This is a genomic window from Arsukibacterium tuosuense (assembly GCF_900215315.1).
In the GTDB taxonomy this organism is placed as follows: Bacteria; Pseudomonadota; Gammaproteobacteria; order Enterobacterales; family Alteromonadaceae; genus Alishewanella; species Alishewanella tuosuense.
In genome coordinates this window covers 209,633-221,532 of the sequence record NZ_OBEB01000002.1, presented here as the reverse complement: position 1 = coordinate 221,532, position 11,900 = coordinate 209,633, and the positions used below count along the sequence as shown (strand labels likewise).

Genomic DNA, 11,900 nt, shown 5'->3' with positions numbered 1-11,900 from the left:
AGTAAATAGGTTGGTAAATTTCCGCGTTCTCAATGCCAGCTATCATAGCCAGTCATCTTAAGTTTTTAAAACGAATTAAATTAATCACTCTAATCGTTTTTATAAATTAGAAGCCAGAGACGTTGCTAATAATAATGTTTAGCGCAATAACTACGTGGCAGCACAGCCCTTTAGATGAGGACAAGGCGCTGAATTCTCAAGCGCCTTGTTGTTTTTTATCGGTTAATTAACTGAGGTGCTACTCTTCTTGTCTGGTCAGCTGAATAGCGCGGATATCCATACCACTGGGATGCTGGTATACCCGCAAACCAAACTCCGGCAAAATAGCCAGTATGTGGTCAAAGATATCAGACTGAATGCCTTCATAGGCCAGCCAGGCGGTTGTATTGGTAAAACAATATACTTCCAGCGGCAGGCCATCTGCTGTCGGTGCCAGCTGGCGGGCCATTAAGGTCATCTGCTGATGCACCCCGGGATGGCTGGACAAATAACGCTGCACATAAGCACGGAAAGTACCAATATTGGTAATGCGCCGGGTATTGACCGGCTCTTTACCCTGCTCAGCCAGTTCGCTATTCCAGCTATCAATTTCCTGCTGTTTTTCAGCCAGATAATCCTGCAATAAACTAAAACGGTTTAACCGCTTGCGCTCGTCGGCATCCAGAAAGTGAATACTTTGCTGGTCGAGCATCAGGCTGCGTTTAATCCGCCGCCCACCTGACTGTTGCATGCCACGCCAGTTTTTAAAGGCATCGGTCATAAAGCGCCGGGTAGGAATAGTGGTAATGGTTTTATCAAAGTTTTGTATTTTTACTGTATGCAGCGCAATATCAATCACGTCACCGTCGGCATTCAGTTGCGGCATTTCTACCCAGTCGCCAACCCGGATCACATCGTTCGATGAAATCTGCACGCTGGCGACCAGCGATAAAATAGTATCCTGAAAAATCAGCATTAACACGGCGGCCATCGCACCCAGGCCAGACAGTAGAATAAGCGGTGAGCGGTCTACCAGCGCAGCAATCATTAAAATAGCCGCTACCGTGTAGACCAGAATTTTCATGACCTGAATATAGCCCTTAATCGGCTTGGTTTTCGCCTCAGGCCGCTCTTCGTAAACGGTATTCACCAGGCTGAGAATATTGGCAATTGCCAGGGCAACGGTCAGTACCACAAAGGCATTACAGACATTCACCACTATCGTGCTGACAGTTTCTGATACGCCGTCAATCAGGGTGATGCCTTTGGAGATAATCAGTGCCGGCACAATATTAGCCAGCCGGGCGACAAAAGCGGATTGTTTAATAACCTGATGCTGACCATAGACACTGGCCCGCAACGCCCGGAAGATACCGCGGATCAGCACTTTTTTAACAATGTAGTTGCTAAGCCAGGATACCAGCAACAGCAGGCCCAGACTAAGCCACAAATTGGTTTCGGGGTGCTGCTCCAGCCAGCTCTGAATGGCGCTGAAATCGTAATCCAACATAAATTAACGTATTCCCTGTTCGCAAAGACGATATAACGGTGACAGCTGCTTTAGCAGCGACAGTGGTTGCTGCCGCTATTATGCCCCGTTAAAGCGCTTTTGCAACCGCCAGGGTCAGATACCGTCACCATCCATATGCAGGCCACATTCGCGGCCAAAGCCATTAAAACGGGTGTCCTCCTCGCTCATCCCCGGTTCAAACTTAACGGTGGAGTGGGTATCACCTACTGATAAATAGCCCTGCTCCCACAATGGGTGGTATGGCAGGTTATGTTGTTTTAAATAATAAAATACGTCTTTATTAGACCAGTCGATAATCGGCTGAATTTTTATCACACCACGGCTAATTTCGACAATGTCTTTTTCGGCGCGGCTGCTGCTCTGACTGCGGCGCAGCCCGGTAAACCAGCTACCGACCTTAAGTTCGCGTAGTGCCCGCTGCATGGGCTCGACTTTATTCAGCTGGTTGTACTGTTTAGTACCCTCAGCCGTTAACCATTGCTCGCCATAACGGGCCAGTTGCCAGTTGGCTGATAACGCGGCGCGGTATACCTGTAAATTCAGGCCGAGCTGCCCGGTTAACTGGTCAATAAACTGGTAGGTTTCCGGAAATAAATAGCCGGTGTCGGTTAATACCACCGGAATATCCGGCCGTTGTACTGTCACCAGGTGCAGCATTACTGCGGCTTGAATACCAAAGCTGGAACTTAGCATCGGCTGCGCCGGCAAGTTTGCCAGCGCCCAGCGCACCCGCTCGCTGGCACTCATCGGGCTGAGCAGCTGGTTTATTTCTGCCAGCCAGGCGTGCTGGGTTGCGCTATCCTGCTGCAGCACCTGTCGATAATCGGTCGTTACACTGTCGATCATGCTGTTTCCTGCTATCACTAAATCTGGCTGTCTGGCAGCCACACCTGCCTTACTCATCAAAGAATCAGGCATGAAAATCGGTCTTCGATACTTTCACTTCAGCTACAATACCTTTGCGAATAACAAAATCACCAAAGCATTCACCACTGTTGCGATCGCTGGCCCAGCGGCCTATTAAGTTATCCAGCTCACTAAGGATTTGTGCTTCGCCAACATTATCCAAATACAGTTTAGGAATGCGGGTACCGACTTTATTGCCACCCAGATAGACATTGTATTTGCCCGGTGCCCGGCCGACCAAGCCCACTTCGGCCAGCATGGCGCGGCCACAGCCGTTAGGGCAACCGGTAACCCGCAGTACAATGTGATCATCATCAAGCTGATGTTTAGTCAGTAATGCTTCCACTTTAGTTACCAGTTCAGGTAAATAACGCTCGGCCTCAGCCATTGCCAGCGGGCAGGTGGGGAAGGACACACAGGCCATCGAGTTTTTCCGCTGCTCGCTGTGCGCATCATCAATTAAGCCGTGTTCAAGGGCCAGTTGTTCAATTAACGCTTTTTGCTCCGCTGGCACGCCAGCGACAATCAGGTTCTGGTTAGCAGTCATCCGAAAATCACCCTGGTGCACTTTAGCAATCGCTGCCAGACCGGTTTTCAGTGGTTTACCGGGGAAGTCCAGCACCCGGCCATTTTCAATAAATAAAGTTAAATGGTGTTTGCCATCAATGCCGTCGACCCAGCCGAAACGATCACCGCGGGTGGTAAACTCAAACGGTTTTGCCGGTGCAAAAGCCACGCCGACCCTTTGCTCTACTTCGGCTTTAAAGGTATCTAAGCCAATCCGGTCGATGGTGTATTTGGTCTTGGCATTTTTGCGGTTAACCCGATCACCGTAATCGCGCTGCACGCTGACAACATGCTCTGCCACCTTTAACGTATGTTCCAGGCTGATAAAACCCAGCACTTCGGCTTTACGTGGATACGTCGAGGTATCGCCAAAGGTCATCGCCAGGCCACCGCCGACCAGCACGTTATAGCCAATCAGCTTGCCGTTTTCGGCAATGGCGACAAAGTTCAGGTCGTTGGCATGGACATCAATGTCATTATGCGGCGGGATCACCACCGTGGTTTTAAACTTACGCGGCAAATAGTTTTCACCTAGTACCGGTTCAGTCTCAGTGGTTTCGATTTTTTCCTCATCCAGCCAGATCTCCGCATAGGCGCGGGTTTTTGGCAGTAAGTGCTCGCTTATCTGCACCGCCCACTGGTACGCCTGTTGATGCAGCTCTGACTCCACCGGATTAGAGGTACATAATACGTTGCGGTTAACATCACCGGCGGTGGCAATAGAGTCGATACCAATGCTGTTTAAAAACTGATGCATCGGTTTAATATTCGGCTTTAACACACCATGAAACTGAAACGTCTGGCGGGTAGTTAACCGAATGCTGCCATACAGGGTTTTGTCAGCGGCAAACTGGTCAATTGCCAGCCACTGCTGCGGGGTAATAATACCGCCGGGCATCCGCGCCCGTAACATAACATTATGCAGTGGCTCCAGTTTTTGGGCGGCGCGCTCAGCCCGGATATCGCGATCATCCTGCTGATACATGCCGTGAAAACGCACCAGCATAAAGTTATCGCCGTTAAAGCCACCGGTAATATCGTCGCTTAAATCCTGCTCGATGGTACCGCGCAGGTGCTTACTTTCTGCCTTTAACCGTTCATTGTCAGATAATTTACCGCTGACCTGCAGTTCGGGTTTAATCGGATATTGGCTCATCAGTACACATCCTTCTGGTAACGCTTGGCTACCCGTAATTCATCTAAATATTGCTGGGCCTGTTCGGCGTTTTTGCTGCCGTGTTGCTGCACGATGTCCAGCAGCGCCTGATGCACGTCTTTGGCCATTCGGTTAGCATCACCACAAATATAGACATGCGCACCTTGCTCCAGCCACTGATAAACCTCGGCCGCATGTTTGCGAAGTTTATCCTGCACATACACCTTTTGGGCGCTGTCACGGCTGAAGGCGACATCAAGCTTGCTCAGCAGGCCTTGCTTTAAATAGCCCTGCAGCTCTACCTGATATAAGAAGTCCTGGGTAAAATGCGGGTTACCAAAAAACAGCCAGTTTTTACCGCTGGCGCCGCGGGCATCCCGCTCCTGTAAAAATGCCCGGAACGGCGCAATACCGGTACCGGGGCCAATCATAATAACCGGTGTGTCGTCATTGGCCGGCAAGCGGAAATTGTTATTCTGCTCGACAAATACCCGCACCTTGTCACCTTCGGCTAAGCGCTCGGCTAAATAACCCGAAGCACCGCCTAAATGTGGCTGACCAAAGGCATCGTAGCGCACCACGGCCACCGTTAAATGCACTTCCTCTTCTACTTCCGCCTGCGATGAAGCGATGGAGTACAAACGCGGTTGTTGCTTACGCAGCGCATCGACCAATTGCTGGGCAGTTATCGGGCTGTCAGTCACCGGATAGTCACGGACAATATCGATAATTTGTCTGTCTGCCAGATAGGCTCTGAGCGCGGTTTTATCGGCAGCCAATTGCTGCAACGCATCGTTGGCACTGGCAGCCGCATATTTTTCAACAAAGGCCGGGTACGACTGGGTGAGTTCCAGCTGCTCAGTCAGAGCGTCCAACAAGCTTAAGCTCTGGTTGCTAAGGCTGACCTCGGCTGTGCCTTGCAGGGCGGTCAGGCTCAGCAGTTCGGCCACCAGTGCCGGATCGTTGCTAAAATACAGGCCCAGTGCATCACCTGGCTGGTAACTAAGGCCCGAACCTTGCAGCGAAATTTCAATATGCCGTACGTCTTTCGTGGAATCACGGCCGGTAATTTTCTGGTTTGTGTATAACTCAGCTGCAAACGGCTGCTGTTTAGTATACTGGCTGGCCGCTGCCGCTGCCGCCTGACCTGGCCAGTTAATTACCTGAGCCGAGGGCGCGCTGGCAAATTCCGGCTCTACCTCCTTTATAAGAGCATTATTCCAGCTGCTGGCAGCAGCGTCATAATCGACATCCAGATCAGCCCGGGCCTGCAAGCGCTGACCACCTAATTCGGCCAGTCGCTCGTCAAAATCGGCCGCCGTTTTACAGAAGAACTCATAGCTGGTATCACCCAGGCCCAGCACAGCGAATTTCAGCTGCGGCACTTTCGGTGCTTTTTTGCTGAACAAAAAATTGTAAAAACTGACCGCATTTTCCGGCGGCTCGCCCTCACCGTAGGTCGAGGTCACAATAATCAGATACTGCTCATTTTTCAGCTGACTACTTTTATAATCAGCTAAATCCACTACTTTGGCAGCGATGTTCTTCGCTTTAGCTAAGCTGGCCAGTGCTTCAGCCACATGGCGGGCATTGCCGGTCTGCGAGCCGTACACTATGGTCAGGGTAGCGCTGGTTGCTGCCGCTGCGGCGGGTGCCACTGCCTGGCCACCGGCCAACTGGGCACTGGCTGCCAGGTAGCCACTAACCCAGGCTTGCTGGATAGGATTAAGCTGACTAACCAGCCCCTGCAGTTGTTGTACCTGCTGCTCTGACAGCGGGCTGGCCTGCGCCACTAGTGATGATAAAAGCATAAAAACACCTGTATGAACTTTATAGCGGCATTTTAGCCATCCAAACGTATGCCAGTAAAAGAATGGATCTCTCTGCGTTATTCCAAATAGTAATTAAAAGCGCATTTCCCGGCCGAAAACCAGCAGGTTGCGGCGATATCTGCTTTGGCCTGCCAAACATTTCCAGCTGATAATTTCGCTAATAAATAGCCAAAAACGCTAACCAACGAGATCGCCGCTGAGTTGCTGCACACTTTACTGCCATAAAAAACAACAACTTAAAAACTGGCATTACCCTTGCCTTAACAAGTTGTCATTAAGAACCACAATAAGGATCATTATTATGAAAAGCTCACTTTTAGCCAGTGCCGTTGTACTTGGCTCAATCAGCCTGAATGCCATGGCGCATTCAAATCAAAGTTGTAATATCGAATTTGATAAAGATTTAGTTATCAGTAAAAGCAGCGTGCAGTTGCAGGACAATGGTAACACCTTGTGGCAAATCAGCGACGACGGTCAGTTAATCCTGAATGGCGAACCTGTAACAGTGAATAACGATACCCGGTTGTTATTGCGGGATTATCAGGCCGGTATTCGCAGCCAGACCCTTGAAACGGTAGCATTGGTGGAAGATGCACTGATTATGGCCAGCGAAGCGCTGACCACAGTATTAAGTGAGCTGACCGGAAAGTCACTGGACGATTACCCGGCGATGCAACAGGCATTAACAAAAATCAACGACGCTGCGGATCAGGTCGTGGTGCAGGATGGTGACAACACATACCTATACGGCAGCCGGCTGGACAGTATCGACCAGGCTTTTGGTCCGGAATTTGAACAGGCAATTGAGGACGCCGTCAGCCAGTCGATGGGCAGCATTATGATGCTGGTAGGCAAAGCCATGACCAGCGGTGAAGGCAGCTTCGAACAGCGGATGGAAGCCTTCGGCGAAAAAATGGAAAAATTCGGCGAAAATCTGGAAGCGAAAATGGACATCAAAGCTGCTGCACTGGAACAACGTGGCGACGCCATCTGCAGCCAGGTAAGCCAGCTGGATGCGCTGGAGACCCGCATTCAGCAACAAATACCCGCAATGCAACAATATGATTTATTTAAAAATGGCGACAGCTCACTAAGTCTGCGCCGCTAACCCGGTAACTCCCAACCACAACCTTTAGCGCAGGGGCTTTGCCTGCGCTTTTTTTATGCCACCCTTGTACCTGAAATAAAATGGGTCAGAGTGATTTTATCTGCGAAAATGGGTCAGAGTAATTAATTGTGGCGACGGAGCGTTTTCAAGGGTTACATTCCTGACAATATTGCTGGCTGGCATGGCTGGCGGCAACCGGCTTTGTTTCAGTATACCCGCAGCGCTGACACAGAGCCTGACGCTGTCTGGTCAGGCTGGTGGCAACGCCACAGGCTTCGCATGGCAAACCTGGCAAGGCCTTATCCGGCCAGAAGCCAGGGCTCGCACAATGTGGACATAAGTGCTGTAAACGCCGGGCTAAATCGTCAGCGGCCTGCTGGATATGTAAGCGCCGCTGCGGGCTAAGATGAGCCCTTAAGTCATAGCTGAGGGTCACTTCTCCGTATGAAAACCTCAGCAAAGCCAGATTATGTGCCTGCGCCGCTGTCAGGGCTTTTTTCAGATAATGGCCTTGCTGCAACACTAAATACTGACCAGGTTCGACACCAGCCAGCGCCAGCTGCAGCGACTCAGCATCTGTGAGCCGCCATTGCTGGGCCAGCGAGGGCCCGTAAAACCGGCCCGTTACGGCCCAGCCTGCCGACACGTTAATACAGCAGATCAGCTCCAGATTATAAGTACCAATGCCGAAAGGGCCGACAGCAAAGCTGCCTTCGCTGCCGATGCCGATATTCTGCCCGGACATGTCTGCAGCCAGCGCCGCTTTTCGGAATGCGCATTCCTGCGCGGTCATAAAGCGGGAGTGACCACCGGCGAAACTGCCCAGCGTATCAGTATCAAAACTGTCGACTTCGCTAAGTTGCCAGCCAAACTGGCTGAGGGCAGGGGCAATTAACCGGGCTTTATCATGCCGGGTCAACACAGCAACAGTTTGTTTCATACTGTCACCTGTTGCCAGCGAACCTGCTGCCATTGGTGCAGCGTACCATCCGGGTCCAGCTGATAAAGCCATAACCACTGATTGTTCACCAGTGCCGCCACGTCGTCCGAACGCTTGATAATATCGGCGATAGCCTGCTGTGGTGCAGCAATAATGACACTGAGACGGACGGGTTGATGCCGAAGCCGACTACCGTCATGCACCGATTGCCAGCTTAAACCATTGCGTAGATCACCACCATTGCCCTCAAAAACCCCGATGTGACCAGCCACAACATTGTGCAGCAACTTATTGCCACTGCCGTATTTATCCGGCGCCACTACCGAGGCGTAATATTGCAAGTTGATCCAGTTGGTTACCACCATGGGTGCGGTCATGATGGTGTATAACAGACTGAAATCAGCATCATGCTCCGGATTATAATCATGTAAAAAGCAACGCCCCTGCAAATTCAGCCCTTTGGTCAGGGTACGTGGCGCCACGATGAAAGCGGCATTGTTGGCTAGCCCCCACTCTGGCCGAAGCTGGGCCCAGTCGCGACTACGCAGCTTAAAAAACCGGTTTAACCCGGCAGCGTCCGCCGGTGCCTCAGCAAACTGGGTAGCTCTTTGTTCTCTGGCCTTTTTGCCCGCCTCTGCTAACCAGCGCAGCCAGTCAGCATTAGCAGGGGCCTGAAACACTTGCAGCGCGTCGGTTGTGGTCTGGTGCATTGCTGCATAAAAGCGGGTGTCTGCCGGGATCTGCAGATCGTGCTGACTTTTAAGCTCAGCGCGGACCTCGCTATTGTTCAGAATTTGCGCTAACACCTTAACGTTAACTTCGCCGGTCTGGCCGCCGCAGGCACCACAATCAAGCGCCGCTGCCTGCGGGTTATTGCAAGTCTCGCTGCCATGTCCCACCAATAATACTGTTGGCGCCAGTGTGCTGCTCAGTCCCATCGCAGCAAGAATCGCAGCAGCCAGTTGCGCTTGCTCAGCAATACTAAGTGGCTGCTGCTCCCGACTCAGAGACCATTGACCATCGTCCAGGTAGCGATTCATGGCGTGTGGGGCTTTAGTACGGAAAAATGCCCGTTTCAGTAGACTAAGCAGCTTAGTGGCGCCCGCAGCTTCCACCATGCCGAGGCTGGATGATGCCAGATCAAAGCTTTGTTTCCAGCCCAGTGCAGGCTGGCGAGGTAACGTTGCTTTTTCCGGCCGGATTTGACTAACTTGCAGCACAGGCGCCAGTAAACCAGGCAACTGGGGGCGACTTAGCTTACTATCGGCTGCTTTATAGGCGATAGGCAGGCCGAAAAAGCCGGCAAATCCCAGAGTTTGGATCCCTGCGTTCTGCTGCTCCAGCACCCGGCGTATTGGCTCTGAACGCACATCAATACAAAATGCTGCCTGAAGGACAGGTCTGGCAGGCATTACTTCGGGTTGCCCGGCGGCCTGTTGCAGTTGCCGGAATAATGGCAGCTGCACGCTCAGTTCAAGTGCCCGTTGCCAAACCTGACGCATATTCTGCAGCGCGCGGGTGTTCAGCAGCATGGCGGTATACTGCCGGCTCTGCTGCTTTAAAACCTTAATAATATGCTCATGCGCCGCATGTTGACGCTTGCTGTGCTGCCACAACACCCAGTCCCAGCCCAGCAGCATGTAAAGCAACTGACATACGGCATTGTGGCTCTGATGTTTGTTCAGCTGTTGTTGCCAGTCGAGCCATGCCTGCCAGCCCGCCCAGCCAGAGAGGTTTTGCAGCAGATTTTCAAAATAGGCCAGCTTTACCTGCTCGTCCGGACACCAGCTATCCAGCCAGGATTCCAGCTGCTGCAAAAGTTCAGACGGCTCAGCTGGCAAGGTAGCAAAAAGCGTCGTTAGATTAATTCCACTAAGAACCTGCAACCCCTTATCCTCGCGCACCACAGTCAACCAGCTTTGATAGCTATGCTGTGCGCTGCCTGCCGCAACACTAAACCGCTCCGGATACTGGTAATACAGCCCCATAAACTGGCTTAATTGCTGCTGGATAAGCTGTGGCCAGGGCAACGTACCCTGCCTGGGCGCCTGCTCTGCCAACAGTTGCGCCAGTGATTGCCAGTGGCGCAACTCATGCTGTTGGGACAACATGGCGACAGCCTCGTCAGTCGTCATTTTCAGCTCTGCTTCCTGCAACGCCTGCTGCAAATGTACTGGCTGTATTTGCTGCTGCCATTGTGCCAGGTACCAGTCGGCGGTCATCAGGCAACTGGTTTTCGCCAACAGCTGTTGCTCGGCGCAGACTGTGACAAAATGTTGCTGTCGTTTCGGCCACCATGGATTGACCGCGATCATCTGATCAAGCGGCCAGGCGGGGGCTATCTGACTGGCGGCCTGCGCAATCAGTGGTTGAAGTTTACTGCCGGTTTGCCGGGCTGGACTACTGACTGCACTCATTTCAGGCTCTCCGCTTGTGACAGGTTGCTGGTTTTAACAGACGTTTTGTTATGATAGGGCCAGATTTTCAAAGTAACCCTGGTGGCCCACTCATCAAGATAACCGCCCGCGTTTAACCAGATAAATACCCGGTTAACGGCACGGTGCCGGCTGTGATAGCGCAGCAGCACAGCCATCACGAACAGGCCAGCGAACACCAGGCTGGTAAACACATCTGCCCATGTTGAAAACACCTGTGTGGTCGGTGCAATGGGCTGCAACATATACTTGCCGCTGCTATAAAGTGCCAGCAGTCCCACGCCATACGCTACTGCCAGCATTACCCGCAGTGGCCGGCGGCTGTCAGCCCGGGCCAGTGACGGCATTAACAGCACGGTAACAGCCAATACCAGCAGTACCGCACTGCTCAGGCTGGAAAGGGGTAGGATCTGATGCGCCAGTATTACCAGCGCCGATGTAACCAGCAGCGCCAGCAGCCAGTGCCTGGCTTGCGGTTCGGTTTGCCCGGCCAGTTGTGCTGCCAGATAATGATTGACGGCATTGCCGCTGTGCAGGAAGGCATAAGCCTTGTAACAAGAGTGCGCAAGCAGGTGCAGTAGTGCCAGCGTATAAAGACCAAGGGCTATTTCGACCAGCATCAGCCCCATCTGAGCGATCGTTGACCATGCCAGTCGCACTTTTATACTAATTCGCGTGGTCATAATCAGCGCCGCCAATACAGTACTGATCAGCGCGGTAACCAGCAGTAACACTGCCGCAGCTGCGCTCAGTTTTAGTAATGGCGAGAATAACAACAGTAAAATACCGCCGAGGTTAATGATACCGGCATGCAACAGAGCGGACACGGGCGTCGGCGCTTCCACTACCTGAATCAACCAGCCATGCAGCGGTAACTGCGCGCATTTAATCAACGCCACCAGAACCAGTAGCACAGTGGCAACATGGCCGTACAGGCTAAGACTGTAATGTTGGCCACTGGCCTGACTGACAATGTCGCTGATCTCAGCCGTTCCGAATTCGATGTACAGCAGGATAAATGCCCCTGCCAGCAATATTTCTCCTGCCCGGGCACTTAATGCTTTTTTATGGGCAGCCAACTGGGCGCGCGGGCGTTCGGGATAAAACAACAATAACTGTTGTAAACTGAGACTAATCCAACACCAGCCCAGCCAGAACAGCAGCAGGTGGTTACTTAACAGCGTAAAAACCGTCGCTGTTAACGTCAGGGCAAGCGCCCGCATAAAACGCAGTTTGTCCTGCTCACCAGCTAATGCCGTTGCGCTGTAACGCCAGATCACAACGGCAAGCAGCGCAACCAGCGCCAGTAAAACCAGCTTTAATGATGAAATAGCCAGTAACGAGTTCATCGCTCACCTTTCGCTTTAATTAACTGGCGCTATTGTCTACAGTGAATTAGCATTAGTAAAATACATAATAAATCACAAATCGTTCACTAAAAGAGAA

At 51.9% G+C, this 11,900-nt stretch carries 8 protein-coding genes; 1 reads left to right on the top strand and 7 read right to left on the bottom strand.

Going from position 1 to position 11,900, the window contains the following annotated elements:
• Positions 1–238 precede the first annotated feature (238 nt).
• The 4 genes from CRO03_RS05500 to CRO03_RS05485 all read right to left on the bottom strand — a co-directional run bounded on the left by CRO03_RS05500 (position 239) and on the right by CRO03_RS05485 (position 5,950).
• Positions 239–1,489 carry a mechanosensitive ion channel family protein gene (locus CRO03_RS05500; protein WP_097110626.1) on the bottom strand — a complete coding sequence of 417 codons (1,251 nt, stop codon included), beginning with the start codon at positions 1,487–1,489 and terminating at the stop codon, positions 239–241.
• Between the two features lie 114 nt (positions 1,490–1,603).
• Positions 1,604–2,356 (bottom strand): phosphoadenylyl-sulfate reductase, encoded by a 753-nt coding sequence (locus tag CRO03_RS05495; protein WP_097110625.1) that lies wholly within the window; start codon positions 2,354–2,356, stop codon positions 1,604–1,606.
• 64 nt (positions 2,357–2,420) lie between these two features.
• Positions 2,421–4,139 (bottom strand): assimilatory sulfite reductase (NADPH) hemoprotein subunit, encoded by a 1,719-nt coding sequence (gene cysI / locus CRO03_RS05490; RefSeq protein WP_097110624.1) that lies wholly within the window; start codon positions 4,137–4,139, stop codon positions 2,421–2,423.
• Positions 4,139–5,950 carry an assimilatory sulfite reductase (NADPH) flavoprotein subunit gene (locus CRO03_RS05485; protein ID WP_097110623.1) on the bottom strand — a complete coding sequence of 604 codons (1,812 nt, stop codon included), beginning with the start codon at positions 5,948–5,950 and terminating at the stop codon, positions 4,139–4,141. Before CRO03_RS05485 ends, cysI begins: the two co-directional genes overlap by 1 nt.
• Positions 5,951–6,272: 322 nt before the next feature.
• Between CRO03_RS05485 and CRO03_RS05480 the strand changes: the two genes are divergently transcribed.
• A complete protein-coding gene (locus CRO03_RS05480; protein ID WP_097110622.1) occupies positions 6,273–7,079 on the top strand; it encodes a DUF2884 family protein in 807 nt (268 codons plus the stop codon).
• 145 nt (positions 7,080–7,224) lie between these two features.
• On the opposite strand, the gene CRO03_RS05475 is transcribed toward CRO03_RS05480, so the two are convergent.
• The 3 genes from CRO03_RS05475 to CRO03_RS05465 are packed head-to-tail and all read right to left on the bottom strand — an operon-like array spanning position 7,225 to position 11,803.
• Positions 7,225–8,019, bottom strand: a complete 795-nt coding sequence (locus CRO03_RS05475; RefSeq protein ID WP_097110621.1) for a DUF6671 family protein — start codon at positions 8,017–8,019, stop codon at positions 7,225–7,227.
• A complete protein-coding gene (locus CRO03_RS05470) occupies positions 8,016–10,436 on the bottom strand; it encodes a DUF2309 domain-containing protein (RefSeq protein WP_097110620.1) in 2,421 nt (806 codons plus the stop codon). Before CRO03_RS05470 ends, CRO03_RS05475 begins: the two co-directional genes overlap by 4 nt.
• On the bottom strand, positions 10,433–11,803 hold the full coding sequence (locus CRO03_RS05465) for an NADH-quinone oxidoreductase subunit L (RefSeq protein ID WP_097110619.1): 1,371 nt from the start codon (positions 11,801–11,803) through the stop codon (positions 10,433–10,435). The genes CRO03_RS05470 and CRO03_RS05465 overlap by 4 nt, the downstream gene beginning before the upstream one ends.
• Positions 11,804–11,900 lie beyond the last annotated feature (97 nt).